The sequence below is a fragment of the Curtobacterium sp. SORGH_AS_0776 genome, from assembly GCF_031453355.1.
Taxonomy (GTDB): Bacteria; Actinomycetota; Actinomycetes; order Actinomycetales; family Microbacteriaceae; genus Curtobacterium.
The window spans coordinates 2,001,039-2,027,592 of sequence record NZ_JAVIYU010000001.1; the positions used below are offsets into that span (position 1 = coordinate 2,001,039).

Annotated in this window: 23 protein-coding genes, 1 tRNA gene and 1 pseudogene; 21 read left to right on the forward strand and 4 right to left on the reverse strand. The window is 71.4% G+C overall.

Annotated features, from left to right (window positions below):
• Nucleotides 1-2: 2 nt before the first annotated feature.
• Nucleotides 3-602 carry a TetR/AcrR family transcriptional regulator gene (locus tag QE359_RS10010; RefSeq protein WP_070416563.1) on the forward strand — a complete coding sequence of 200 codons (600 nt, stop codon included), beginning with the start codon at nucleotides 3-5 and terminating at the stop codon, nucleotides 600-602.
• A gap of 348 nt (nucleotides 603-950) precedes the next feature.
• On the forward strand, nucleotides 951-2,126 hold the full coding sequence (locus tag QE359_RS10015; RefSeq protein ID WP_309779040.1) for a phospholipid carrier-dependent glycosyltransferase: 1,176 nt from the start codon (nucleotides 951-953) through the stop codon (nucleotides 2,124-2,126).
• Between the two features lie 27 nt (nucleotides 2,127-2,153).
• Here QE359_RS10015 and QE359_RS10020 read toward each other — a convergent pair whose 3' ends face one another.
• A complete protein-coding gene (locus QE359_RS10020) occupies nucleotides 2,154-3,197 on the reverse strand; it encodes a cation diffusion facilitator family transporter (protein WP_070416561.1) in 1,044 nt (347 codons plus the stop codon).
• 249 nt (nucleotides 3,198-3,446) lie between these two features.
• On the opposite strand from QE359_RS10020, the gene ileS reads away from it, so the two are divergent.
• From ileS to QE359_RS10050, 5 genes and pseudogenes are all read left to right on the forward strand, one after another.
• Nucleotides 3,447-6,698: an isoleucine--tRNA ligase gene (ileS, locus tag QE359_RS10025; protein ID WP_309779041.1), complete on the forward strand. Its 3,252-nt coding sequence runs from the start codon at nucleotides 3,447-3,449 to the stop codon at nucleotides 6,696-6,698.
• A pseudogene (locus tag QE359_RS10030) lies at nucleotides 6,695-8,141 on the forward strand (bifunctional folylpolyglutamate synthase/dihydrofolate synthase). Before ileS ends, QE359_RS10030 begins: the two are co-directional and overlap by 4 nt.
• Nucleotides 8,142-8,224: 83 nt before the next feature.
• Complete coding sequence (locus tag QE359_RS10040) at nucleotides 8,225-8,554, forward strand: DUF4233 domain-containing protein (protein ID WP_267484031.1); 330 nt, start codon at nucleotides 8,225-8,227, stop codon at nucleotides 8,552-8,554.
• Between the two features lie 36 nt (nucleotides 8,555-8,590).
• Nucleotides 8,591-9,010 (forward strand): nucleoside-diphosphate kinase, encoded by a 420-nt coding sequence (gene ndk, locus QE359_RS10045; RefSeq protein ID WP_070416558.1) that lies wholly within the window; start codon nucleotides 8,591-8,593, stop codon nucleotides 9,008-9,010.
• Between the two features lie 17 nt (nucleotides 9,011-9,027).
• Complete coding sequence (locus QE359_RS10050) at nucleotides 9,028-9,876, forward strand: thioredoxin domain-containing protein (protein ID WP_309779044.1); 849 nt, start codon at nucleotides 9,028-9,030, stop codon at nucleotides 9,874-9,876.
• 69 nt (nucleotides 9,877-9,945) lie between these two features.
• Here QE359_RS10050 and QE359_RS10055 read toward each other — a convergent pair whose 3' ends face one another.
• Both QE359_RS10055 and QE359_RS10060 read right to left on the reverse strand, forming a co-directional pair.
• A complete protein-coding gene (locus QE359_RS10055; protein WP_175473612.1) occupies nucleotides 9,946-10,797 on the reverse strand; it encodes a thioredoxin domain-containing protein in 852 nt (283 codons plus the stop codon).
• Nucleotides 10,798-10,907: 110 nt separating this feature from the next.
• Nucleotides 10,908-11,510, reverse strand: coding sequence for a vitamin K epoxide reductase family protein (locus QE359_RS10060; protein ID WP_229085097.1), 603 nt, complete (start codon nucleotides 11,508-11,510; stop codon nucleotides 10,908-10,910).
• A gap of 267 nt (nucleotides 11,511-11,777) precedes the next feature.
• Here QE359_RS10060 and QE359_RS10065 point away from each other — a divergent pair, with 267 nt between their 5' ends.
• Complete coding sequence (locus QE359_RS10065; RefSeq protein ID WP_309779045.1) at nucleotides 11,778-14,621, forward strand: Rne/Rng family ribonuclease; 2,844 nt, start codon at nucleotides 11,778-11,780, stop codon at nucleotides 14,619-14,621.
• A gap of 2 nt (nucleotides 14,622-14,623) precedes the next feature.
• Nucleotides 14,624-15,553: a hypothetical protein gene (locus QE359_RS10070; RefSeq protein ID WP_309779046.1), complete on the forward strand. Its 930-nt coding sequence runs from the start codon at nucleotides 14,624-14,626 to the stop codon at nucleotides 15,551-15,553.
• A 400-nt stretch (nucleotides 15,554-15,953) separates the two neighbouring features.
• Here QE359_RS10070 and QE359_RS10075 read toward each other — a convergent pair whose 3' ends face one another.
• Complete coding sequence (locus QE359_RS10075; protein ID WP_229085138.1) at nucleotides 15,954-16,217, reverse strand: DUF4031 domain-containing protein; 264 nt, start codon at nucleotides 16,215-16,217, stop codon at nucleotides 15,954-15,956.
• 188 nt (nucleotides 16,218-16,405) lie between these two features.
• On the opposite strand from QE359_RS10075, the gene rplU reads away from it, so the two are divergent.
• The 12 genes from rplU (at nucleotide 16,406) to QE359_RS10135 (ending at nucleotide 26,501) form a co-directional block, all read left to right on the forward strand.
• On the forward strand, nucleotides 16,406-16,714 hold the full coding sequence (gene rplU / locus QE359_RS10080) for a 50S ribosomal protein L21 (RefSeq protein ID WP_022905369.1): 309 nt from the start codon (nucleotides 16,406-16,408) through the stop codon (nucleotides 16,712-16,714).
• 14 nt (nucleotides 16,715-16,728) lie between these two features.
• A complete protein-coding gene (gene rpmA, locus QE359_RS10085) occupies nucleotides 16,729-16,980 on the forward strand; it encodes a 50S ribosomal protein L27 (RefSeq protein ID WP_070416551.1) in 252 nt (83 codons plus the stop codon).
• Between the two features lie 86 nt (nucleotides 16,981-17,066).
• The gene (obgE, locus tag QE359_RS10090; RefSeq protein ID WP_309779047.1) at nucleotides 17,067-18,608 is read left to right on the forward strand and encodes a GTPase ObgE; all 1,542 of its coding nucleotides are present in this window, start codon (nucleotides 17,067-17,069) and stop codon (nucleotides 18,606-18,608) included.
• A 7-nt stretch (nucleotides 18,609-18,615) separates the two neighbouring features.
• Nucleotides 18,616-19,434: a glutamate 5-kinase gene (gene proB, locus QE359_RS10095; protein ID WP_309779048.1), complete on the forward strand. Its 819-nt coding sequence runs from the start codon at nucleotides 18,616-18,618 to the stop codon at nucleotides 19,432-19,434.
• Between the two features lie 271 nt (nucleotides 19,435-19,705).
• The gene (locus QE359_RS10100) at nucleotides 19,706-20,971 is read left to right on the forward strand and encodes a glutamate-5-semialdehyde dehydrogenase (RefSeq protein ID WP_309779049.1); all 1,266 of its coding nucleotides are present in this window, start codon (nucleotides 19,706-19,708) and stop codon (nucleotides 20,969-20,971) included.
• 42 nt (nucleotides 20,972-21,013) lie between these two features.
• Entirely contained in the window at nucleotides 21,014-21,214 is a 201-nt protein-coding gene (locus tag QE359_RS10105; protein WP_070416548.1) for a hypothetical protein, read from the forward strand.
• Nucleotides 21,215-21,225: 11 nt separating this feature from the next.
• The gene (gene nadD, locus QE359_RS10110) at nucleotides 21,226-21,825 is read left to right on the forward strand and encodes a nicotinate-nucleotide adenylyltransferase (protein ID WP_022907294.1); all 600 of its coding nucleotides are present in this window, start codon (nucleotides 21,226-21,228) and stop codon (nucleotides 21,823-21,825) included.
• Nucleotides 21,822-23,297, forward strand: a complete 1,476-nt coding sequence (locus QE359_RS10115) for a hypothetical protein (protein ID WP_309779050.1) — start codon at nucleotides 21,822-21,824, stop codon at nucleotides 23,295-23,297. Before nadD ends, QE359_RS10115 begins: the two co-directional genes overlap by 4 nt.
• Nucleotides 23,298-23,403: 106 nt before the next feature.
• Nucleotides 23,404-23,778, forward strand: coding sequence for a ribosome silencing factor (rsfS, locus tag QE359_RS10120; protein ID WP_070416546.1), 375 nt, complete (start codon nucleotides 23,404-23,406; stop codon nucleotides 23,776-23,778).
• 118 nt (nucleotides 23,779-23,896) lie between these two features.
• Nucleotides 23,897-23,972, forward strand: a tRNA-Ala gene (locus QE359_RS10125).
• A gap of 97 nt (nucleotides 23,973-24,069) precedes the next feature.
• Nucleotides 24,070-24,993 carry an aldose 1-epimerase family protein gene (locus QE359_RS10130; protein ID WP_229085104.1) on the forward strand — a complete coding sequence of 308 codons (924 nt, stop codon included), beginning with the start codon at nucleotides 24,070-24,072 and terminating at the stop codon, nucleotides 24,991-24,993.
• Complete coding sequence (locus tag QE359_RS10135) at nucleotides 24,972-26,501, forward strand: anthranilate synthase component I family protein (protein WP_309779051.1); 1,530 nt, start codon at nucleotides 24,972-24,974, stop codon at nucleotides 26,499-26,501. The genes QE359_RS10130 and QE359_RS10135 overlap by 22 nt, the downstream gene beginning before the upstream one ends.
• Nucleotides 26,502-26,554 lie beyond the last annotated feature (53 nt).

Here is a 26,554-nt window from a genome sequence, read left to right on the forward strand (position 1 = left end):
CCATGGACGAACCGATGCGCCGCGGTGGCCGCCCCCGACGCTCGAGCGCCGAGGTGCTCGCCGACGCCGCGGCCGAGCTGTTCCTCGAGCAGGGCTACGGCCGGACCACGGTCGACCAGATCGCCGCACGGGCCGGGGTCAGCCGTGCGACGTTCTTCAACTACTTCACGGCGAAGTCCGACGTGCTCTGGCTCGACCTCGACGCCGCGGTCGCGACGCTCCCGGCCTGCCTCGCCGCCTCGACCGAGGAATCCGCGGTGCGGGCCGTCGAGGCCGCGCTGCTCGCCACCGCCCGCGCCCACGACCCCGACCGGGTCCCCTGGGCGATCGCACAGGCCGAGGTGATGGGCATCGGTGCTGAGCTCGTGGCGAGCGTCGCGGCACGGGTGACGGCCCAGCACGCGGCGGTGGCGGCCTTCGTCGCCCGCCGGACGGGGGAGCACCCGGCGGCGCTCTGGCCCCAGACGGTGTCCGGCGCCATGCTCGGAGCGGCCGCAGCGGCGTTCGGCGTCTGGGTCTCGGACGGGGTCGGGCGCCGACCGCTCGTCGAGTACGTCGGGGCGGCGCTCACCCCGGTCGCAGCGGGTCTCGACTCCCACTGAGGTCCGGCCCAATAGGCTCTCTCCCCATGACCCGCGCGCGATGGACACGAACCGCGGTCTTCGCCGTGGTCGCCCTCGCGGGGGTGTTCGTCGCGTACTGGCACATCGGCCGACAGAGCACCTACGTCGACGAGTTCACCTACACGCGGGCCGGGTGGGACTACGTGCACGGGGTGCTCACCTCGAACCTGCAGCACCCGCCGACCGGCAAGTACCTGTTCGGCGTCGCGCAGCTCGTGTTCGGCGAGGGCGTGCTCGGGCCCCGTCTCGTCGCCGCGACGGCCTCGTTCGGCACCGGCATCGTCCTGTTCGCCTGGCCTCCGGCGTCCGATCGGGTACTGGGGTGCCGTGCTCGCCGCCGGGCTCTGGTGGCTCACGCCGCGTGCCGACTCGCCGACGTGGGCGGACGTCGCGTCCGGCACGGCCGCACGGATCGACCGGCTCGCCCTCCTCGAGCCGCTCATGACCTTCTTCGCCGTGGCGGCGCTCGCCGCGGCCTGGCAGTGGGCGACCCGACCCCGACGCCCCGCCGACCGGACCACGGCCTGGGACGGCTGGTGGTGGATGGCGCTCGCCGGTGCCCTGCTGGCGCTGTCGGTCACGTCGAAGGTCACCACCACCGTCCTCGTGCTCGCGCTGGTCGCGGTCCCGCTGCTGTTCCGGCGTTGGTCCGGGCTGCTGACCGGGGGCGTCGCGGCCGCCGCGGCGTTCGCCGTGGTGTTCGTCGTCGCGTACGTGCCCGTCGGCGGGGTCCGGGCGATCACCTTCATGATCGAGTTCCAGGGCAAGCACGACACCCGCGGGCACATCATCTCGGTCCTCGGGAAGACGTACATGATCGCGCCGTGGTGGACGAACTTCGTGCGGGTCGTCGAGGGCGTCGGGTGGCCGACGGTCGTCGTGCTCCTGGTCGGCATGGCCGCGGCGTTCGCGATCCGCCCGGACCGGCTCGTCGCGCTCCTCGGGATCGCGCTCGGGATCCTCGTCGTCTTCTACTCGACGGCCAACGTCGCACTGCCGCACTACTACCAGGCGTGGATGCCCTGGATCATCGCGCTCGCCGCCGTCGGGTACACCCGGCTCGCCCGGCTGCGGCCGCCGCTCACGACCGTGGTGGCGCTCCTCGCTGTCGTGGTGACGATCGTCCCCGCGTTCGTCGTGGTGCGGACCGTCGCCGAGACCCGCACCACCGGGTTCGCCCGGCTCGAGGGTGTCCTCGAGGAACGCGGGGTGCCGGACGACGTCCGCGTCCTCGTGTCGGGATCGGCGCAGCAGTCGTTCGCGGTGTTCATCGGCCGCCGTGGCGCGACCCAGGGGGTGACGCACGGGGACTACGGCGTGCTCGTCGCCGGGATCGACCCGCGGTTCCCGATGGACGACGACCTGCGTGCCCTGCTGCGGGAGCACCCGGAGCGGTTCGAGGAGTTCCGGCTCGACGCGCTGCGGGTGTGGGTCGTGCGGGACGGCCTGGTGATCGAGCGCCGCGGGGACACCGCGACCCTGGTGCCCGCCGACCGCGGCTGACCCGACCGCGCGGCAGCCGCGTGCGGCTCAGTCGGTCCGGAGCGTGCCGGCCCCGCCCGCGGCGACGTCCTCGGCCGTCCCGTCCCGCACCACCTCCGGCACGTCGTCGCCCGTCGGCACGAGCGACTCGTCGCCGGGGTAGCTCAGGGTGAGCACGGCCTCCTCGATGTACTGGCTCTCCTCGAGGGACTTCTCGACGTCGCGCAACCGCACCGCCACGTGCTCCTCGTTCTCGTTGCCGGTCAGGTCGACCGCGGCGACGAGGTAGACCCGCGAGGGCCCGACGAACTCGAGGTGCAGGTAGGTGACGCGCTCGATCTGCGACCGCCCGAGCAGCTCGACGAGCACCGCGTTCTCGAGCTCCGGTGACGTGCTCTCCCCGAGCAGGAACCGGCGGTTGCGGTCGATCAGGACGATCGCGACGACCCCGAGCAGGATGCCGATCGCGATCGAGCCGATGGCGTCGAAGACCGCGAGGCCGGTGACCTGGTGGAGGAACACCCCGAGGAACGCGACCACGAGGCCGATGAGTGCCGCGGCGTCCTCGGCGAAGACGGCACGGAGGGTCGGGTTCGACGACTGCAGGACGTGCCGGAGCACCGGGACCCGCCGCTTCGTCGCCGCGCCGTGCGCCTGCCGGTACGCCTGCAGGAAGCTCGTGCCCTCGAGGCAGAACGACAGCCCGAGGACGATGTAGTTCAGCAGCACGTCCTCGGCCGGCCCGGTGTCCCCGAGCTCGGTGATGCCGTGGTAGATCGAGACGATGGCGCCGGCGGTGAAGAGGCCGAACGCGGCGAACATCGACCAGATGTACGTCTCACGGCCGTAGCCGAGCGGGTGCGCGGTGTCGCGCTTCCTCGAGCCACGCCGTTCGGCGACGAGCAGGAAGATCTCGTTGCCGGTGTCGGCCCAGGAGTGCGCGGCCTCGGCGACCATGGACGCCGATCCGGAGATCAGGGAGGCGATCGTCTTGGCGATCGCGACGAGCAGGTTCGCGCCGAACGCGATGACGACGGTGAGCAGGGAATCGGGACGCTCCTGCTGCGCGGGGGCAGCATCTGACGAGGGCATCGCTCCAGCATGCTCCCGTCCGCTAAACTCGTGCGCACAGGCGTCGATCCGGCCATCACCGGGGAGCCTCCGGAAGAACCCGGCCGTCAGCACCATCGACCGCCGGCAGTAGAACCGGGCGGACCGGGCCGCGCACGCCCCGGCAACGAGCGGTCGCCCCGGGTCACCCGGAGCGGCAAGCGAGGTGGTACCGCGGAGCCTGCTCCGTCCTCGTGGTCCTGAGAACCGGCAACCCACAGGAGCCCCGCGGTGCGCTACCCACTTGATTCCGACGCAGACGGCGTCGTCCCGTCGCCGTCCTTCCCCGCCGTCGAGCAGGGGATCCTCGCCTTCTGGAAGGGCGACGGCACGTTCCAGGCGTCGATCGACCAGCGCGAGGGCTGCGACGAGTGGACGTTCTACGACGGCCCGCCGTTCGCCAACGGCCTGCCGCACTACGGCCACCTCCTGACCGGGTACGCGAAGGACGTCTTCCCGCGCTACCAGACCATGCGCGGCAAGCAGGTGCACCGCCGCTTCGGCTGGGACACGCACGGCCTGCCCGCCGAGCTCGAGGCGATGCGCCAGCTCGGCATCACCGAGAAGCACGAGATCGACGAGATGGGCGTCGACGTCTTCAACGCCGCCGCCAAGAAGTCCGTCCTGCAGTACACCGACGAGTGGCAGCAGTACGTCACCCGCCAGGCGCGCTGGGTCGACTTCGAGAACGACTACAAGACCCTCGACGTGACGTTCATGGAGAGCGTGCTGTGGGCGTGGAAGCAGCTCTGGGACAAGGGGCTCGCGTACGAGGGCTTCCGGGTCCTGCCGTACTGCTGGAACGACCAGACGCCGCTGTCGAACCACGAGCTGCGCATGGACGACGACGTCTACAAGATGCGCCAGGACCAGTCCGTCACGGTGTCGTTCCCGCTGCGGGGCTCGCGCGCCGCGGAGCTCGGGCTTGACGGCGTGCGTGCGCTCGCCTGGACGACGACCCCCTGGACCCTGCCCACGAACGCCGCGCTGGCCGTCGGGCCTGCGGTTTCGTACGTGGTGCTGCCGGCCGGCCCAGGAGGCGCGGCTGACGGTGGCGCCGCCGGTTCCGTCCACTACCTGCTGGCGTCGGACACCGTGGCCGCGTACGCGAAGGACCTCGGCTACGAGAGCGCGGAGGACGCCGCTGCCGCGGCCGTCCGCACCCTGACGGGTGCGGAGCTCGACGGCGTCGAGTACGAGCGCCTCTTCGACTTCCTCGCGGAGACCGAGGGCATGGAGAACGCCTGGAAGATCCTCGTCGCCGACTACGTCGAGACGGGCGAGGGCACCGGCATCGTGCACCAGGCTCCCGCCTACGGTGCCGACGACCAGGTGGTCTGCGCCGCTGCGGGCATCCCCGTGGTGCTGTCGCTCGACGAGGGCGGTGTCTTCACGTCGCAGTTCGGCGAGGTCGCCGGCATGCTCTGGTCGGACGCGAACAAGCCCCTCACGAAGGCCGTCCGCGACGCCGGGCGACTGCTCCGCCAGGCGTCCTACGAGCACAGCTACCCGCACTGTTGGCGCTGCCGGAAGCCCCTCATCTACAAGGCCGTGTCGAGCTGGTTCGTCCGCGTGACCGAGTTCCGCGACCGCATGGGCGAGCTCAACCAGGAAATCAACTGGGTGCCGGACAACGTCAAGGACGGTCAGTTCGGCAAGTGGGTCGGCAACGCCATCGACTGGTCGGTGTCCCGCAACCGGTACTTCGGCACGCCGATCCCGGTGTGGCAGTCCGACGACCCCGAGCACCCGCGCACCGACGTGTACGGCTCGCTCGAGGAGATCGAGCGTGACTTCGGTCGACTGCCGGTGAACGCCGACGGCGAGGTCGACCTGCACCGCCCGTTCATCGACGACCTGACGCGCCCCAACCCGGACGACCCCACCGGGAAGTCGACGATGCGCCGGATCACCGACGTGTTCGACGTCTGGTTCGACTCCGGGTCGATGCCGTACGCCCAGGTGCACTACCCGTTCGAGAACCGCGAGTGGTTCGAGTCGCACAACCCGGCCGACTTCATCGTCGAGTACATCGGGCAGACCCGCGGCTGGTTCTACGTCATGCACGTGCTGTCCACCGCGCTGTTCGACCGGCCGGCCTACAAGAACGTCATCAGCCACGGCATCGTGCTCGGCTCCGACGGCCAGAAGATGTCGAAGTCGCTCCGGAACTACCCGGACGTCTCCGAGGTGTTCGACCGCGACGGTGCCGACGCGATGCGCTGGTTCCTGATGTCGTCGTCGGTCATCCGCGGCGGGAACCTCGTCGTCACGGAAGAGGGCATCCGCCAGGGCGTCCGCGAGTTCCTGCTCCCGCTCTGGTCGACGTACTACTTCTTCACCCTCTACGCGAACGCGTCGGGGGAGTCCGGGTACCAGGCGTCGCGGAGCACGGCGAGCACCGACGTGCTCGACCGCTACCTGCTCGCGAAGACCCGGGTGCTCGTGTCGGACGTGCAGCAGCACCTCGATGCGCTCGACACCCCGCTCGCCGCCCAGGCCGTCCGCGACTTCGCCGACGTGCTGACGAACTGGTACGTGCGCCGGTCGCGCGACAAGTTCTGGCTCGGCGCCGAGTCCTCGCCCGAGGCCCGTGCCGCATTCGACACGCTGTACACCGTGCTCGAGACGCTCACCCGCGTCGCCGCACCCCTTGCCCCGCTCGTGACCGACGCGGTCTGGCGGGGACTGACCGGCGGCCGCAGCGTCCACCTCGAGGACTTCCCCGACGCCGAGGAGTTCCCGGCCGACCAGGCGCTCGTCGACGCCATGGACCGCGTGCGGGACGTCGCCTCGAAGGGGCTCGCGCTCCGCAAGGCCACCGGCAAGCGCGTCCGCCTGCCCCTCGCCACCCTGACGCTCGTGGTGCCCGACCCGGCGGCCGTCGAACCCTTCGTGGACATCCTCCGCGACGAGCTCAACGTCAAGCAGGTCGTGCTCGAGCAGCAGGAGGAGTCGTCGCTCGGTCGGTACGGCATCGAGCGGAAGCTCACCGTGAACGCCCGTGCCGCCGGACCCCGCATCGGCAAGCAGGTCCAGCAGGTCATCCCAGCCGCCAAGAAGGGCGACTGGACCGCGACCGAGTCCGGCGTGACCGTCGGCGGCGTCGACCTCGTCGAGGGCGAGTACACGCTCGACCTCACCGTCGCCGACGACTCCGTGGCGGTGGCGTTCCTCGACGGCGGCGGCTTCGCGGTGCTCGACACCGTGACGACGCCCGAGCTCGAGGCCGAGGGACTCGCCCGCGACGTCGTCCGCGCCGTCCAGCAGGCCCGCCGTGACGCCGACCTCGACGTCAGCGACCGCATCGTCCTCACCCTCGGCGCGGACGAGGTCGCCGACGCGGCGGTCCGCACCCACCAGCAGCTCATCGCGGGGGAGACCCTGTCGACGAGCGTCGAGATCGTGCCCCTCGGGGCAGACGCCACCACCACCGACGTCGGTGACGGTGCGAAGGTGACCGTGGAGGTGTCACGCGCATGAGCGAGTACCCCGAAGAACCGTCCGAGGACGGCATCGAGATCCCCGTCGGCCCCGCCGGTGCGACGGACCCCGCCGACGCCGTGCCCTACGGCGCGGACGACGACGAGGTCAAGCGCGTCGAGGCGGCCCTGTACGCCCGGATCGGCGAGCAGTCGCCCGAACACCGGCTGTCCGCGACCCGGCGCGCCGTCGAGCTCCTCGGCGACCCGCACCTGTCGTACCCCGTGATCCACCTGACCGGCACGAACGGCAAGACCTCGACCGCGCGCATGGCCGAGAGCATCGTCCGGGCACACGGCCTCCGGACCGGCCTCATGACGAGCCCGCACCTGGTGTCGATCCGGGAGCGCATCGTCATCGACGGCACCCCGATCGCCGCCGACCGCTTCGTGGAGAACTGGGACGACATCGCCCCGATCCTCGAGATGACCGACCAGGAGCTCACCGACAAGGGCGAGCTCCCGCTGACCTTCTTCGAGGCGCTGACCGTCCTCGCCCTGGCGTGCTTCGCCGAGGCTCCGGTCGACGTCGCCGTGATCGAGGTCGGCATGGGCGGCGAGTGGGACTCCACCAACGTCGTGCAGAGCCAGGTGCAGGTGTTCACGCCGATCGCGATCGACCACGCCAAGCAGCTCGGCAGTACCGTCGCCGAGATCGCCCGCACGAAGTCCGGGATCATCAAGCCGTCGTCGTCGATAGTCTCGAGCGCGCAGACGCCCGAGGCGCTCGCCGAGCTGCAGCGCGCGGCCGAGCTCACCGAGTCGACCCTCGCGGTCGAGGGGGACGGCTTCCGGCTCGTCGACGTGACGCCGGCCGTCGGCGGCCAGCTCATCACCGTGCAGGGCATCGCCGGACGCTACGACGACCTGTTCCTGCCGCTCTTCGGCCGGCACCAGGCCCACAACGCCGCCGTCGCGATCGCCGCCGTCGAGGCCTTCCTCGGCCGCGGTTCGCAGGCCCTCGACGAGGACGTCCTGTCCGAGGGACTCGCCGGGGCGACCAGCCCCGGCCGGCTCCAGCCGATCGCCACGGGTCCGACCGTGGTGGTCGACGCGGCGCACAACCCGCACGGCGCACGCGCGCTCGCCGAGGCGCTCCCCGTGGCGTTCCCGTCCGAGCACGTGGTCGGCGTCGTCGGCATCCTCGGCGACAAGGACGCCCGCGGCTTCGTCCGCGCGCTCAAGGACACCGTCGCGACCTTCGTGGTGACGCAGCCGCCGGGGGGAGCGCGCCCTCGACGCGGACGAGTTCGCCCGGGTCGTCGTCGACGAGGTGGGCGAGGACCGGGTCGTCGTCGAGCCGTCGCTCGAGGCCGCCCTCCAGGAGGCCCGTGACCTCGCGGACGACGCCGAGGCGGACGACGCCATGGTGCTCGTCGCGGGCTCGATCGTGATGGTGGGCCGCGTCATGGACCTGGTCCACGCCGAAGGCGGGACGAAGTGACGGACGCGGGCCGCGCCTCCAGGACCCCACGCGCTCCGCGCACCCGTCGGCCGCGACGCGATCGCGGTGCGCGGGAGAGCCTGTTGTCGATCACCCTCGTGCTCGAGGCGATCATGTTCTTCTTCCCGATGCTCGTCGTGTTCGGCAAGGGGACGCTCCCGCCGGCGGTCGCGTTCGGCGGTGGCATCGGCTCGATGATCGTGCTGGCGCTGGCCTCTCGCCTGACCGGCAACCGCGCCGGTGTAGGGTTCGGGTGGCTGCTGCAGGCGGCCATCCTCGCCACCGGGTTCATCGAACCGTTCATGTTCGCCGTGGCCGTGGTGTTCCTGGCGCTGTGGGTCTTCTGCTTCGTCAAGGGCGGTCAGCTCGACCGTCAGAACGCCGCGAGACGCGCGGCACTCGGCGAGGACTGACCACCCCGTTCGACCACGAAACACCAGGAGTTCCGCGTGTCCGATCTCGAAGAGACCCTCGTCCTCGTCAAGCCCGACGGCGTCGCCCGCCAGCTCACCGGTGAGATCCTCCGCCGGATCGAGGCCAAGGGCTACGAGATCGTCGACCTGAAGATGGTGACGGCGCCCCGTGACCTGCTCGACGCCCACTACGAGGAGCACCAGGGCAAGCCGTTCTTCGAGCCCCTCGTCGAGTTCATGCAGTCCGGCCCGGTCGTCGCCGTGCGCGTCGCCGGCAACGGCGTCATCGCCGGCTTCCGGTCGCTCGCCGGCACCACCGACCCGACCTCGGCCGCGCCGGGGACGATCCGCGGTGACCTCGGCCGCGACTGGGGCCTCAAGGTGCAGCAGAACCTCGTGCACGGCTCCGACAGCCCCGAGTCGTCGGCGCGCGAGCTCGCGCTCTGGTTTGCCTGAGTCCGGAGGATCGACGCGTGACGAACAACGACCGTCCCTCGAAGAACGAGCGTCGCCAGCACGCCCGTGACGTCGCCCGGCAGCGCGCCGAGGCCGAGAAGCGCCGCAAGCGCCGCAACCGCTGGTTCCTGCAGGGCGGCATCGGCCTCGGGATCATCGCCGTCGCCGCGATCGTCGCGATCGTGGTGGTGAACGTGAACAACCAGCCCGCCGTGTCCGCGGCCGGGCCGAAGAACATGGCGACCGGTGCGATCCAGTTCACCGGCAGCGACGGCACGGTCACCCCCGTGACCTCCGGCGCGGTGTCGGCGAAGGCCACCCCGTCCCCGGTGCCCACCGCGGCCGCCGACGGGAAGGTCCAGGTCACCGAGTACGTCGACTGGGCGTGCCCGGTCTGCAAGCAGTTCGAGGCCGCCTACGCCGACCAGATCCTCGACAAGGTGAAGTCCGGCGACGCGACCCTCGCGATCCAGCCCGTGTCGATCCTCGATCGCAGCTACCAGAACTCGCGGTACGCCAGCCGTGCCGCGAACGCCGCGATGTGCGTCGCGAACTACGCGCCGGACAAGTTCCTCGACGTCCAGACGCAGTTCTTCGACAACCAGCCGGAGGAGGGCACGAAGGGCCTGACGAACGCCGAGATCGCGAAGCTCGTCAAGGCCGGCGGCGCGACCGGGTCGAACGTCTCCGAGTGCCTGTCGAGCGAGCGCTTCCGCGGGTGGGTGACGAAGTCCACCAACGCCGTGCTGGCCGATCCGGCACTGCAGGGCACGCAGGGCTTCGGCACGCCGACCGTCCTCGTGAACGGCAAGAAGATCGCCACGCTGACCGACGTCATCACCGAGATCGACGCCGCGTCGAAGTAGCACGCCGGACGACGACGGCCCCCGCTTCCGATCGGAAGCGGGGGCCGTCGTCGTCCGGAGCGGCCGGGACTACGCCTTCCCGCCGTTCTGCTCCACGAACGCGGCGAAGGCGTCCGTGTCGGTGAGCGACCCGTTGTACTGCTTGCCGTTGACGATCACGGTGGGGGTGCCGGTGACCTTGTCGAGCGACGAGTTCGGGATCGGGTCGTTCAGCACCCGGTTCGTCGCGTCGGCAACCCACCCGGCGAACTCCTGGTCCGTGATGCAGGACGCCACGTTCTCGTTCGTCGCCCCGGCGGCCTTCGCCAGCGATGCGAGCTTGTCGTTCGTGAGGCCGCGCGTGCTCTCGGACGGCTGGTTCTCGTAGAGCGACGTGTTGTACGCCAGGAACGCGTCCGGGTCGTAGTTCGCGACGCAGGCTGCGGCGGCGGCCGAACGGGTCGAGTACTTCGAGCCGAGGGACACGCGGTCGAGCAGATTGAACGGGTGCAGCTCGAGCGTCGCCGAGCCGTCCTTCACCCACTGCTGGATCTGGGACATCTGGCTCGTCTCGAACTGGTTGCAGTACGGGCACATGTAGTCCGAGTACACGGTGATGTTCGCGACCGAGTCGTCCTGCTTCGTCGGGGTCGGCTTCCCGCCCTCCGGCGTGGCCTTCGTGGTGACGGGGACGATCTGCCCGTTCGACCCCGTCAGGAGCACACCGTCGCTCGCCATGTTCTTCGGCCCGGGGCCGGCGGGTTGCACGGAGTTCGCGACCACCACGACGACGATCGCGGCGACCGCGAGCGCGCCGACGATGATGCCGCTGATCCCCAGGGTCTTGTTGCGGCGTCGACGCGCCTGCTCCTTCGCGCGGGCGAGGCGTGCGCGCTCCCGCGCTGCCTCCCGCCGGGCCTTCTTGCTCTCGTTCTCGCTCATCGCCATCGAGCGTAGGTCGTGCTGGTGGGCCGATCGGCCGATCTGGCTGGGAAGGACCCAGGAATTCGGTGACGCGTCATCGGCAACGCTCAGCGGGCGCTCAGAAGCGCTCAGAAGGAGGAGAGGACCCGCGGGAACACGATGAGGATCGACACGGCGATGAACAGGTAGTTCGCCAGCGGGAACGCCCAGCAGAAGGGCAGCAGGGTCCGGCCGAGCCGCTGTGCGCCGGCGCCGAAGCGACCCTGCGCGGCGTTCCAGATCGTGAACACCCAGAACATCGGGATCGTCATCGACCAGACGAGCATGCACCACGGGCAGAGCGCGCCGATGAACCAGACGGTCTGGGTGAAGAGCCACGTGACGAAGACCCACGCCAGGAACACGCCCGCGTTGAACGCGATCCAGAACCAGCGCGAACCGTTCCGGAACCCGGCCAGGAGCATGACCGCGACGGCGATCGGGGCGACGAAGCCCATGACGCCGAGCAGCGGGTTCGGGAACCCGAGCAGGTGCCCCTGCCAGCTGGCCATCACGTCGGAGCAGTTGATGAACGGGTTGACGTCGCAGGACAGCACTGCCTGGGGGTGCGCGTACTTCTCGAACTCGTCGATGACCAGTCGGAAGGCGCCGTACAGACCGACGGCACCGGTGATCAGGAGGAAGACGCCCATGGCGATCGGACGGCGGACGGCAGGTGCTGGCGTGCTCACGGCGTCATCATCGCATGCTCGATCCGGTCCTTTCCCGGTGCGGCATGCGATAATCCCTGGAGGTCGTGCGGCCATCCGCACGACGACGAAAGCTTTCCGGGCCCAGCCCGGACGATCAGGTGCGGTGAGAGCGCACCGTGACCGGGACGCGCGCGACGCGACGGTCACAAGACAGCGAACGCGGGGGCGTGGTCGCCACCCGCTACAACTACAGAATTCCCGCCGTCCGGACAGGATGCGAGCGGGGTCAAGGAGTGCACCAGGTCCATGGTGGAGCAGAACAACGACAACACGAACAACGAAGAAGTCGCACCGAAGCGTCGAGGCCGCCTGTTCGGCGGTCGGCGCGCCCGGTCGGCCGGCCAGGAGGCACGGGGTGACGCCGCGCAGACCGGTCCCGTCGAGCAGGTGACCGGGTCTCCGGCGGACGGCACGTCCGACGCCGGCGCGGAGACGCTCGCGGTGACGGACGCAGCGCCCGAAGCCGGGGGAGCGCCGGAGGCGCCCACCGTGTCGGTCGCCGTCGAGGCGACCGCCGGCGGCGACGAGCCGCACGACGTGAGCACCCTCACGGGCGACCTGCCGGTCATCACGGCCGGTGACGACACCGAGACCGCAGCCGCACCGGCCGCGACGGTCGAGGCGGACGCGAGCAGCGCCTCCAGTCCGGCGGAGCCCGTCGACGAGCCGTTCGTCCCCAAGGCGACGAGCACGCTCAGCCTGATCTTCCACGCCCCGGTCCTGCCGGACCTGCCCGAGCGCGCGCCCCGTCACGACGAGGACGACGACGACGAGCAGGGCGGCGGACGCCGTCGGTCGCGTCGCCGCGGCACGAGCGCCGACCGCGAAGGCCGTGAGCCCCGCGAGCCGCGCGAGCCGCGGGACCACCAGGAGCCCCGCCGTCGCGAGGTCGAGTACATCACCGAGCCGCAGAAGGTGAAGGGCTCGACGCGGCTCGAAGCGAAGAAGCAGCGCCGCCGCGACGGGCGCGATGCCGGCCGTCGACGCCAGGTCGTCACCGAGGACGAGTTCCTCGCCCGCCGCGAGAGCGTCGACCGGCAGATGATCGTCCGGTCGAGCGCCTCGAAGATCGAGATCGGCGTGCTCGAGGACGGTGTCCTCGCCGAGCACTACGTGACGAAGTCGCACAACGTGTCGCTCATCGGCAACGTGTACCTCGGCAAGGTGCAGAACGTCCTGCCCTCGATGGAGGCGGCGTTCGTCGACATCGGTCGCGGTCGCAACGCCGTGCTGTACGCGGGCGAGGTCGACTGGAACTCGGTCGACACCGGCAACCACGGGCGTCGGATCGAAGCCGCGCTCAAGCCGGGCGACAAGGTGCTCGTGCAGGTCACGAAGGACCCGGTCGGACACAAGGGCGCCCGTCTGACGAGCCAGGTCTCGCTGCCGGGTCGTTACCTCGTGTACGTGCCGAACGGCTCGATGAACGGCATCTCGCGCAAACTGCCGGACACCGAGCGGGCGCGCCTCAAGAAGATCCTCAAGGAGGTCCTCCCGGAGCACGCGGGCGTCATCGTCCGCACTGCCGCCGAGGGCGCGACCGAGGAGCAGCTCACCCGCGACGTGCAGCGGCTCACCAGCCAGTGGGAGGCGATCCAGAAGAAGGTCGCGAACGGCCAGGCGCCGGTCATGCTCCACTCGGAGCCGGACCTGCTCGTGAAGATCGTCCGCGACGTCTTCAACGAGGACTTCACCAAGCTCATCATCGACGGCTCCGCGGCGCGCGAGACGATCGACGAGTACCTCACCGCGGTCGCGCCGGACCTCAAGGACCGCGTCGAGATCTACGACGGCCCGGACTCCTTCGAGGAGTACCGCCTCAACGAGCAGATCGAGAAGGCGCTCGACCGCAAGGTCTGGCTGCCCTCGGGTGGTTCGCTCGTGATCGACCGCACCGAGGCCATGACGGTCGTCGACGTCAACACGGGGAAGTTCGTCGGGTCCGGCGGCAACCTCGAGGAGACCGTCACGAAGAACAACCTCGAAGCGGCCGAGGAGATCGTCCGCCAGCTCCGCCTGCGGGACATCGGCGGCATCATCGTCGTCGACTTCATCGACATGGTGCTCGAGTCGAACCGCGACCTCGTGCTGCGTCGACTCGTCGAGTGCCTCAGCCGTGACCGGACGAAGCACCAGGTCGCCGAGGTCACCTCGCTCGGCCTCGTGCAGATGACCCGCAAGAAGATCGGCGTGGGGCTCCGCGAGTCCCTCGACGAGGTCAACGCCAAGGTCAACGACAACAACGCCGACCCGGGGCCGTCGAAGAGCCGTCGCAAGAGCCGCGGTGGGGCCGGCAACGGCGGGTCCAACGGCGGGAACGGTTCGAACGGTGGGAACGGGTCGAACGGCGGGTCCGGCAACGGTTCGCCGTCGAACGGCTCGTCGCACGCGCACCAGATCACGGACGACGTGAAGAGCGCGCTGTCCCGGATCGCCGCATCGACCATCCCGCACGAGGAGCACGACGGGGCTGCGACCCCGGCTTCGGCGTCCTCTGCAGTGTCGGCGGGTTCGGCGGCATCGGCAACATCGGCGGCATCGGCTCCGGAGGCACCCGCCGCGGAGTCCGGTCCGGACACCGGCGCGTCGCAGGCCGAGCACGGCGAGCAGTCGTCGGGCTCGAAGCGTCGGCGTCGTCGTGGTGGCCGCGGTGCCGGTGCGCCCGAGACGACGGCGGACACCGCGTCCGGCTCGTCCTCGACGCCCGATGCACCGCCCGCGCCCGAGCAGGGCCCGTCGGCTGACGCCGCTCCGGCTGCGGCGGCTCCGGTCGCTGCTGCCCCCGCCGTCGAGGACGCGCCGGCCAAGGCGCCGACCCGCCGTCGGGTGAGCTCCAGCGCCCCGGTGACCCCGGCCGAGACCTCGGTCGCGATCCTCGACATCCCGATCGCCGCCACGAAGCGCGAGCCGCGCCAGGTCAGCGGGGACGCCGAGTCCCTGCTCGACTCCGTGCTGCAGGCGCTCCCGGAGCCCAAGCAGCCGGGGCAGGGCCGTTCGCGGTCCCGTCGCGTCTCGTCCCCGAGCATCAGCGCACCGGCGACGGCCGAGGGTGACGACACCGACGACGGCGCCGTGATCCTGGGGAACTGACGATGTCGAACCCCGGCGATCCGCAGCGGTCGCAGCACGATCGTGGGTACTACGGCGCGGGCTGGTCCCAGCCCGCGCCGCCCGCCGGTGCCCCGCAGCAGCCGGGGGGAGCGTACGGGGGACCGCAGCAGTCCGGTGCCCCGTACGGCGGGCCGCAGCAGTCCGGCGTCCCGTACGGTGCGCCGCAGGGCGGCCCGTACCGCGGGCCGCAGTACGGCGGGTCCGCGCCGGCTCCACGCCCACCGCGGACGCCGGCGGATCCGCGTCGGGCCTTCGCTCCGGGAGCGTCGGTCACGAACACGGCCGGCGCACTGATCGCCGTCGTGTCGATCGTCCTCGTCGAGTTCGTCTCGGGGCTCGTCGGCCTGCTCGGCGCCTCGTTCGTGGTGCACCCGTTCGCGAGCTACGGCGCGGGCGGCAGCCTGGTCGGCGGGTTCGTGTCCGGGGTGTTCGCCACGCCGTTCCCGTTCTACGCCGGGGCCTTCCTCGCGCTGGCGTTCCTCACGCCCGTCGACCGACGGAGCCCGCTGCCGACGGTGCTCCTCCGCGCCGTGCTCGCCGGGGCGGCTGGCACCATAGCCCTGGCGCTCGTCGGGGTCTTCACGGGCACGTTCAGCGCCGTCCGCTCCGGAGGCGCCCAGCTCCTCATCGACGTCGTCACCCGCCCGCTGCAGTCCGGTGTGCCGTTCACACTGATGCTCATCGCGACGTCGACCGCGGCGTGGCTCTGGCTCGGGCGGCCCCGGGGCGGACGTCGTGCGCCCGGAGCACCCGGCACGCCCGGGACGGTCCGACCGGCCGACGCGGTGCCGCCGGCGACCGTGCAGCCGTCGTCGCAGCAGGGTCAGCCGGGGGCGCAGGGGGCCCAGGTGCCGCCCTACGCGCCGCCGCAGCCCCCGTCGAACCCGTGGGGTGGTCCGGCACCGCGCTGAGCCGCTGAGCGGCCGCGTGCGGGCTCGTGGCCGTGTGCCGTGTGCCGCGCGCCGCGCACCGACGTGGTGCGACATGGTCGATGTCGTCCGACGTCGACCTTGTCGCAGGTTGTATGCGCCGTCCGTTGCGCCCGCGGCGGTGCGACGTCCCCGACGTCGTCCGACCTCGGCGATGTCGTTCGGGCTCGCCACGCGCGCTGGCGCCGCACCGCCGCGCCACGCCACGCCCGGGAGTCGGCCGCGCGCCGAGGGAGGTGCCCGGCGGGGCGGGGGTGCGCCGCGCCTCCTGGACCGCCGCGCGCCACCGCGCCGCGCCGCGTGCCAGGTGCCGGGATGGGTGCGAGGGAACGACCGTCGCACCCAGCACGGGATCTCGCACCGTGCGCGCGCGGCCGCGCGCTCAGAACGTGTGCTTGTCCCGCTGGGCGACCCGCAGCCCGCTGCCGATCAGGCGCAGCACCAGCTCGCGCCCGGTGACCGCCGTAGCCCCGGCAGCGACGAGTTCCTCGTAGCGCGACAGCGGCACGTCGTAGTGGTCGTGGTCGAACGCACGACGTGGGATACCGACGCGTCCAGCGAACTCGTGCAGCTCGTCGTATGATGTGTCACTGACGAGGTGCGACCACAGAGTGTCGTGTGCGGGCCACGTCGGCGGGTCGATCATCACGGTCACACGGCAATCGTACGTGTGTCGCCGTTTGACCGGACCTGGGGGCATCGAGTATTCTCGATCCCTGGTGTCAGCGGGCCGTTCTGCCTGCGTCGCCGATCGGGCCCGGCCCTCCGGGAACCGCTCGTGCAGAAGTGGGCACCCGAGACTTCCCTCAAGCAGAGTTACGTAAGGATTTCCACGTGGTTTACGCAGTAGTGCGCGCCGGCGGCCGTCAGGAGAAGGTCGAGGTCGGCACGATCATCACGATCGACCGTGCCAAGGCCGACGACAAGGGCAACATCGACCTCGCCCCGGTGCTCCTCGTGGACGGTGACAAGATCACGTCGGCGGCTTCCGAGCTCGCCAACGTGACGGTCACCGCCGAGGTGCTCGAGGACCTCCGCGGTCCGAAGGTCGTCATCCAGAAGTTCAAGAACAAGACCGGGTACAAGAAGCGTCAGGGTTTCCGCGCTGAGCTCACCCGCGTCAAGATCACCTCGATCGCGTAAGGCGGGAGTAGAAGATGGCACACAAGAAGGGTGCGAGCTCCACTCGCAACGGTCGTGACTCGAACGCACAGCGCCTCGGCGTGAAGCGCTTCGGTGGCGAGGTCGTCAACGCCGGTGAGATCATCCTCCGCCAGCGCGGTACCCACTTCCACCCGGGCGCCAACGTCGGCCGCGGTGGCGACGACACGCTGTTCGCCCTCTCGGCCGGCGCGGTCGAGTTCGGCACCAAGGGCGGCCGCAAGGTCGTCAACATCGTCAACGCGTAAGCAGTTCGACGATCTGACTCTGCGGGAGGGGCGGGCCACGTGCCCGCCCCTCCCGTTCTTTCGTTGCAACACCAAGGAGTGGACCCATGGCGACCTTCGTCGACCGCGTGACCCTGCACCTCACCGCGGGGAACGGCGGCAACGGCTGCGTGTCGGTCCGCCGTGAGAAGTTCAAGCCGCTGGCCGGCCCGGACGGCGGCAACGGCGGTGACGGTGGCGACATCGTCCTCGTCGCCGACCCCCAGGTCACGACCCTGCTCGGCTACCACCGCTCGCCGCACCGTTCCTCCAAGAACGGGCAGCCCGGCATGGGCGACATGCGGAGCGGCATCAGCGGTGAGACGCTCGAGCTCCCGCTGCCGATCGGCACCGTCGTGTACGACGAGAACGGCGACGTCCTCGCGGACATGACCGAGCCGGGCATGCGCGTCGTTATCGCCCCCGGCGGTCAGGGCGGTCTCGGCAACGCCGCGCTCTCGACCACGAAGCGCAAGGCCCCCGGGTTCGCGCTGCTCGGCACCGAGGGCTGGGCCGGTGACGTCAGCCTCGAGCTGAAGACCATCGCCGACGTCGCCCTCGTCGGGTTCCCGAGCGCCGGCAAGTCCTCGCTCATCGCCGCGATCTCCGCCGCGAAGCCGAAGATCGCCGACTACCCGTTCACGACCCTCACGCCGAACCTCGGCGTCGTCGAGTCCGGGTCCACCCGCTTCACCGTCGCCGACGTCCCCGGTCTGATCGAGGGCGCGTCGGAGGGCAAGGGCCTCGGCCTCGAGTTCCTCCGTCACGTCGAGCGCTGCGAGGCACTCCTGCACGTGATCGACTGCGCCACGCTCGACCCCGGCCGTGACCCGATCAGCGACCTCGACGTCATCCTCGGCGAACTCGAGCGCTACCCGGTCCCCGAGGGCCAGGTGCCGCTGCTCGAGCGCCCGCAGATGATCGCGCTCAACAAGGTCGACGTGCCCGAGGCCGAAGAACTCGCCGCCTTCGTGCGCGACGAGCTCGAGGGCCGTGGCTACCGCGTCTTCCCGATCTCGACCGCGTCCCGCAAGGGCCTGCGCGAGCTGACGTTCGCGCTGGCCGACGTCGTGGAGCAGGCCCGCGCCTCCCGTGCCGCCGAGCCGGTGGCCGAGCGCATCGTCCTCCGCCCCAAGGCGGTCGACGACAAGCCCTTCACCATCCGCGCCGAAGGCGGTGAGGAGCACCGCTTCTACCGCATCCGCGGTGCGAAGCCGGAGCGCTGGGTGCAGCAGACCGACTTCACCAACGAAGAGGCGATCGGCTACCTCGCCGACCGCCTGGCGAAGCTCGGCGTCGAGGGCGGCCTGTTCAAGGCCGGAGCCGTCGCCGGGTCCACCGTCGTCATCGGTGGCGACGGCGGCACGATCTTCGACTGGGAGCCCACGCTCACCTCGACCGCGGAACTCATCACGAGCGCCCGCGGGACCGACGCCCGGATCGGCGCGACCTCGCGTCCGACCCGCAACGAGCGTCGCGAGGAGTACTTCGAGCGCATGGACGCCAAGGCCGCGGCGCGTGCCGAGCTCGAGCAGGAGCGCATCGCCGGGCTGTGGGCGGAGGACGGAGACCTGTCTCCCGCCGAAGCCGACCGGGACGACAGGGACTGACCACGGCATGACCGACACGACCGCACGCACCGACCTCGGACCCGTCACCCGGCGCGAGGACATCCCGCGTGCCAAGCGGATCGTGGTCAAGGTCGGGTCGTCGTCGGTCAGCGGTGACAACACCGGGCAGATCGCCCCGCTCGTGGACGCCATCGCGGCAGCGCACGCCCGGGGGACCGAGGTCGTCCTCGTGTCCTCCGGCGCCATCGCCACCGGGTTCCCGTTCCTCGGGCTCGAGGGCCGCCCCGACGACCTCGCCACCCAGCAGGCCGCCGCCGCGACCGGGCAGAACGTCCTGATGTTCCGGTACCAGAAGGAACTCGACCGGCACGCGGTCGTCGCGGCGCAGATCCTCCTGACCGCGGGGGACCTGCAGAACCCGACGCACCGGGTGAACGCGCAGCGGGCCATCGACCGGTTGCTCGCGCTGCGGGTGCTGCCGATCGTGAACGAGAACGACACCGTGGCGACGCACGAGATCCGCTTCGGGGACAACGACCGGCTCGCGGCGCTCGTGGCCCGGCTGCTCGGGGCCGATGCGCTCGTGCTGCTGTCCGACGTGGAGTCGCTCTACACGCGGCCCCCGGAGCAGCCCGGTGCGGAGCCGATCACGCGCGTGCCGTTCGGCGACGAGCTCGCCGGGGTCACGTTCGGGTCGATCGGTGCCGCGGGCGTGGGGACCGGGGGAGCGGGGACGAAGGTGGCTGCCGCGCGGCTCGCGGCGGAGGCCGGCACGGCGGTGCTCGTGACGGCGACGGCGCTCGTGGAGCGGGCGTTGGCGGGGGAGCAGGTCGGGACCTGGTTCGAGGCGGCGGCGCGGGGCTGACGGGGTTCGGGAGGCGCGGGTCGGCTTCGACGCACCGCTCACGTCCGCCGAGGGGGCATTGTTCGTCACTCTCGGCGCCTCCGAGCGACGGATTCCGCGACCTCGGCGGCACGCCTGCGGCGTGTCGTGCCCGCTCGCGGGGCGCGCGGACCGAGTGGTGCGGGCGCTGCGGGCGTGTGCTGACTCCTCCACAGGAGCCGCGCCTCCAGGGCCCTCCACAGGTCAGCCGGACCGCCGTCATGTGGCGGACCTCCGCGCCTAGAATCGAGCCATGTCGCTGACCGCATCCGCCCCGACCCTGACCGACAAGCTCGTCGCTGCGCGCGACGCGGCGTCGGTCCTCGCCACGGCGACGACCGCGGTGAAGGACGCGGCGCTCCTCGCGATCGCGGCGGGCGTGCGACAGGCGACGGACGAGATCGTCGCGGCCAACCACGAGGACCTCTTGGCGGGCGAGGAGAGCGGGCTCTCGTCCGGGCTCCTCGACCGGCTGCAGCTCGATCCCGTCCGCATCGACGCCCTCGCCGCCGCGGTCGAGCACGTCGTCGGCCTCACCGACCCGGTCGGGCAGCACGTCCGCGGGTCGCGGTTGCCGAACGGGCTGCAGCTCTCCCAGGTGCGGGTGCCGTTCGGGGTCGTCGGCGCGATCTACGAAGCGCGGCCGAACGTCACGGTCGACATCGCCAGCCTCGCGCTGAAGAGCGGCAACGCGGTCGTGCTCCGGGGCGGCTCGGCGGCGCAGCACACCAACGCGGTGCTCGTCGCCCGGATCCAGGACGCCGTCGCCTCGGCGGGGCTGCCGCGCGAACTCGTGCAGACGATCGACGAGTTCGGGCGTGCCGGCGCGACCGACCTGATGCGGGCACGCGGGCTCGTCGACGTCCTCATCCCGCGGGGCAGCGCGTCACTGATCCAGACCGTCGTGACCGAGTCGCAGGTGCCCGTGATCGAGACGGGCGCCGGGGTCGTCCACGTGTTCCTCGACGAGTCGGCACCGCTCGACCGGTCGATCGACATCGTCCTGAACAGCAAGGTGCAGCGGCCCAGCGTGTGCAACGCGCTCGAGACGCTCCTCGTGCACGAGCGGGCGGCCGACCGGCTCCTGCCCGCGCTGGCCGACCGGCTGCGGGCCGCCGGAGTCACGCTCCGCGGCGACGACGCCACGCGGGTGCTCGTCCCCGGTGTGCTCCGGGCGACGGACGACGACTGGGGGACCGAGTCGATGGACCTCGACCTGTCCGTCCGGGTGGTGCCCGACGTCGACGCGGCGATGGCGCACATCGCGCGCTGGTCGACGCGCCACACCGAGTCGATCGTCACCAACGACGTCGACACGGCCGAGCGCTTCCTGGCCGAGGTCGACTCCGCGGTCGTGATGGCGAACGCCTCGACGCGGTTCACCGACGGCGGGGAGTTCGGGTTCGGTGCCGAGGTGGGGATCTCCACGCAGAAACTGCACGCTCGCGGGCCGATGGGGCTGCCCGAGCTGACGAGCACCAAGTGGATCGTGCGCGGGCAGGGACAGATCCGCGGCTAGACTGAACGGCGAATTCCCCCGACCGAACGGAGCATCGGATCAATGACCTTCCTCGCAGAAGCCGCTGAGCACGCCTCGGGGGTCCCCGCGTACGTGTTCCCGCTCGTCGGTGCCCTCTTCTTCGCGTTCCTCGGGTTCGTGACCTGGAGCTTCCGTGACGTGGCCTACCGCCACTCGCACAAGTTCGAGGCCACGCGCACCCACGAGACGGGTGTCGACGAGTTCGGTCGCGCCGAGCACTGACCCGCGACTCCATGCTCGAGAGCACGGGGCGGCCTCGCATCGGCGTGATGGGTGGCACGTTCGACCCGATCCACAACGGCCACCTCGTGGCAGCGTCCGAAGTAGCGCGCGCGTTCGACCTCGACGAAGTGGTCTTCGTCCCCACGGGTCAGCCGTACATGAAGTCCGGTGTGACCGACGCCGAGCACCGCTACCTCATGACCGTCGTCGCCACGGCGTCGAACCCGATGTTCACCGTGAGCCGCGTGGACATCGACCGCCCGGGCCCGACCTACACGGTCGACACGCTGAAGGACCTGCACGAGCAGCGACCCGACGCGCAGCTGGTCTTCATCTCCGGCGCAGACGCCGTCCAGCAGATTGTCGACTGGAAGGACCATGATGGTCTCTGGGACCTCGCGCACTTCGTCGCTGTGACACGTCCGGGACACGCCTTGAGCATCACGGGTCTGCCCGAACGAGACGTAAGCTTGCTCGAAGTTCCCGCGCTGGCAATATCGTCGACCGACTGCCGCGACCGGGTGAGACGTGGTTTCCCCGTGTGGTACTTGGTCCCCGACGGTGTCGTCCAGTACATCTCCAAGCACCATCTGTATCGGAGCGTTGCATGAGTTCGTCCGACGCGCAGCCGCCCCTGTCGCGGCGCCAGGCGCGCGAGCGGGAGCGTGCCGCCGCGGGCGGTGCGCAGCCCGTGACGCCGCCCCCGACCGTCGCCGCCCCGGCCGAGCAGCCGGAAGTGCGCCACCGTCCCGGCAGCCACGTCGCTCCCGCCCCCGGCGCACCCGCACAGTCCGCTGTGCCGTCGTCGGCCTCGTCGCCGTCGTCCGCCGGCTCCGGTGTGCCGTCGATGCCCCCGGCCTCGGCGACCGAGATCGTCCCCGGCTCGGGTGGACTCACCCGTCGGCAGATCCGGCAGCTGCGTGCGGCCGAGGGACAGGCGATCCAGCCCGTCCCGCTGCAGAACCCGACCCCGCAGTCGTCCGACCGCACCGTCGAGGACGTCCTCGGCTCGGTCGACGCGCTGCACGGTGGACCGGAGCGCCCTGGCGCGACGGACGCGACGGGCACGTCGGCCGCGACGGGCACGTCGACCGCCGAGCCAGAGCCGCTCGCGCAGGAGTCCTCCGTCGACCCCGAGCCTTCGGCCGAGACGGTCGTGCTCGACCAGGCGGCCGTGGCACAGGCGACCGAGGCGGACGGATCGCCCGACGCGATCGAGCCCCTCGAAGAAGCCGCCGCCCACAGCGAAGAGCCGCGTCGCCACCGGTCGACCTGGGCCCCGCCCGAGGCCACCGAGCCGTCCGACACCGAAGCCGACTCGGACGCGCCGAGCACGCCGGACACGCTGGGCACCCCGGACGTCCCTGCCACGGCGCAGCGCACCCCGATCCAGTCCTCCACGCCGGCGGTGTTCCCGCTCTCGCTGGACGAGGACGACACGAACGAGGTCCCGGTCCAGAACGCCGCCCAGCCCGCGCGTGCTGCCTCGGCACCCACGTCGAGTGGCGCGCCGTCGTCCGCCGGCGACACCGATGGCGACGCCGATGCCCCCCGCGTGCCGGCCTCGTTCCAGCGTCCGGCCGAGCCGAAGCCCCTCACGACCGCGTTCGAGCCGCCCGTCGGCCACTGGTCGCAGCAGGCGCACGACTCGAACGACGCCGAGGTCCACGACGAGGAGACCGGCACCCGCCGCGTCGCCGTGACCAACACGAACGCGATCATCCTGCCGAACTCGGCCCTCGCCGACCCGACGGGTGCGCTGAACGCCACGGGCGAGGTCATCCTCACCGGCTCGATCGACCTGCCGGCGTCGCTGTCCTCGACCGGGTCGCACCGGCCGATCGACGGTGCCGAGGTCGACCGTCTGCTCGAGCAGCACGACGAACAGCCCGACACGGACGCCAGCCCGGTCCGTGCCAGCCGTGCGGTGTCGAGCCACACCTCGACGCGGCAGGTCGTCCTCGCGGCGGCCAAGCCGAAGGAGTCGCGGATGCCGGTCGTCCTCGCCGTGACCATCGGCTCGGTCGGTGTCGCGGCGGCCGCCGTCATCATCGTCTCGCTCCTCGTCACCCACACGTTCTGAGTCCTCCCCACCGCGCACGGCCTGGCCGTGTGTCGGTGGGTGGCTTATGATCGTGACCCATCAAGCGATCCGGCAGCCTGCCAGGTCGATCGACCGGAAGGAATCCGTGACCGCCTCCTCACGCGCAGTGGAACTCGTGCAGATCGCCGCCCAGGCGGCCGACGCCAAGCAGGCCGAGGACCTCGTCGCCCTCGACGTGACCGGGCCGCTGCAGCTCACCGACGTGTTCCTGCTCGCGACCGGCCGGAACGAGCGCAACGTGCTCGCCATCGCGGACGAGATCGAAGAGCGCCTCCTCGAAGCCGGGGCCAAGCCGCTCCGTCGTGAAGGCCGGAGCGAGGGCCGCTGGGTCCTCATCGACTTCGGCGACATCGTCGTGCACGTCTTCCACGAAGAAGACCGCCAGTACTACTCGCTCGAGCGTCTCTGGTCGGACTGCCCGACCATCCCGCTCGAGCTCCCGGTGGACCACACCGCGTAGGTGCGACGCGCCCGGGTGGCGGCGACGATTTCGTCACCCGGCGTTCGCATGGTGTACGCTTCTATGGTGCCTCCGGGGAACGGGGGCACACTGAAGTCGGTGGGAACACCAACACTTCGGGTCTGTGGCGCAGCTGGTAGCGCACCTGCATGGCATGCAGGGGGTCAGGGGTTCGAGTCCCCTCAGATCCACCATCACCCCCGCGGTTCTCCGGAACCGCGGGGGTCTTCTCGTTCCGGGGACGCGCGCCCGAGGCGATCCGGCCCCCCGCGTCCCCACTACGCTGAGCGCATGAGCAGCGACGCACCCCTGTCCGGTTCCGCCCTGACGATCACCGCCGGCGGCTACACGGCCGAGATCGCCTCGGTGGGGGCGACACTGCGGACGTTCCGGTTCGAAGGACGCGACCTGGTCGTGCCGTTCGACGCCGACGAGGTCCGCCCGGCCTTCCGCGGAGCCGTCCTGGCGCCGTGGCCGAACCGGGTCGTCGACGGGAAGTACACGTTCGGCGGGACCGAGCACGAGCTCGCGCTGACCGAGCCGAAGCGACAGCACGCGCTGCACGGACTGGTCGCCTGGACCGACTTCCGGATCGTCGCGCACGAACCGGACCGCGCGGTCCTCGGCACGACGGTGCCCGCCCAGGACGGGTACCCGTTCCGCGTCGAGGTACTGGTCGAGTACCGCGTCGACGGCGAGGGGTTGCACACGACGATCACCGGCACGAACACCGGTGCCGACGCGGCTCCGTGGGGGACCGGTCCGCACCCGTACCTCGTCGCCGGCGAGGGTCGTGTCGACGACTGGACCCTGACGCTGCCGGCGGCCGAGGTGCTCGAGGTCACCGAGGACCGCCTCGTCCCGACGGGCCTCGCGCCGGTGCACGACGAGTTCGACCTGCGCTCCGCGACGCGCATCGGCGACCGGTTCATCGACCACGCCTTCACCGGGTTCGACCGCGACGCCGACGGCACCGCGACGATCGTCCTCACCGCCGCCGACGGCCGCGGTGTCCGTGCCTCGTTCGGCCCGGAGTGCGGCTGGGCGCAGGTGCACACCGCCGACCACGTCGTGCCGGAGTACCACCGTGCGGGTCTCGCGGTCGAGCCGATGACCTGTGCGCCGGACGCCTTCAACGCCGGGTCCGACGCGGGACTCGTCGTGCTCGAGCCCGGGTCCTCGTCGGCGGCCTCGTGGACGATCGCGGCGGTCTGACGGCAGCACCCGCGTCCGCCCGGATCGAGGTCCGGCGGCTGCCGTCGACTCCCGACCTCGGCGCCCTCGCCGCCGCGTCCGGCGCCGACGTGGTCTGGCTCGACTCCTCGCTGCCGGCCGGTTCGCCCCCGACCGCGCGCGCCCGTGCCCGGTGGTCGGTCCTGGCGCTGACGGACGGCCCGTTCGCAGCGCGGTTCCGGCACGAGACGCGACGGGCGTTCGTCGAGACGACCCCGGCGTCCCGATCGTGGTTCGGGGGCGTCGCGACCGCCGAGGGATCGGACCGACCCGCCTTCGTGGTCCTCACCGAGTTGCTCGCGCGCACCCCGGTGCTGCCGGAACCGGTCGCGGGCTGCGGCTTCGCGCTCGGCTGGGTCGGGTTCCTCGGCTACGAGCTCGGTCGCGAGTCGGGCGGCGTCGACCGGACGGCAGAGGGGCACGCGGACGCGGACCTGCGGTTCGTCGACCGCGCGGTGGTCGTCGACGCCGCCGGTGACGCCTGGGCACTCGCCCTGGCGAGCGATGCGGAACCCGGGGCCAGCGCGCGGAACCGCGCATGGCTGGAGAGGGTGACCGCCCCGGTCACGCGGGTCGACGTCGACGACGTGGCCCCGTTCCTCCCGGGCCCCGCTCCGGCGACCGGGCGCGTCACGCGCGCCGCCTACGAGACGGCGGTGGACGCGTGCCGCGCGGAGATCCGTGCGGGCAACGCGTTCCAGGTGTGCCTCACGACCGCCTTCGCGGTGCCGCCGGTCCAGGAGGCGCGGCGGGGCCCCGTCACGGACCCCCACCTGACCGAGTACCTGCGGCTGCGCGCGGCGGACCCCGTCCCGTTCGGCGCGTACCTGCGGCTCGGCCCGCTGCGCGTGGCGAGCCGTTCTCCTGAGCGGTTCCTGCGGATCGATGCGTCCGGGAGGGTGTCCGCGGAGCCGATCAAGGGGACCCGTCGGCGCTCCGACGACCCTGTGGAGGATGAAGCGGTCCGTGTCGGACTCGCCGTGAGCGCGAAGGACCGTGCCGAGAACGTCATGATCGTCGACCTGCTCCGGAACGACCTGCTCCGGACGGCGGTGCCGGGGTCGGTGCACGTCGACCGGCTCTGCGACGTCGAGACCTACGCGAGCGTGCACCAGATGGTGTCGACGATCGGTGCGGTCCTGCCCGCGGGGACGTCGCGGGCAGCCGTGGTGCGCGCCGCCTTCCCGCCGGGGTCGATGACCGGCGCGCCGAAGATCAGTGCCATGGGGATCGCGGATCGGCTCGAGGACGGGCCTCGCGGGCTGTACTCGGGTGCGATCGGGTACTTCTCGGCCAGCGGCGCGGTCGACCTGTCGGTGGTGATCCGCACACTGGTGACGGTCATCGACGACCGGGGCACGGTGTGGTCGCGGTCGTTCGGTGCCGGCGGCGCGGTGACGTGGTCGTCGGTCGCCGCGGACGAGGCGGACGAGGTCGAGACGAAGACGCGCTCGGTGCTCGCCGGTGTGGGGGCCGTCGCCCGCTGGTGACGGCGGATCGTCGGGCGGCGGTGCCGGGTCACTCCTCCACAGGGCACTGATCC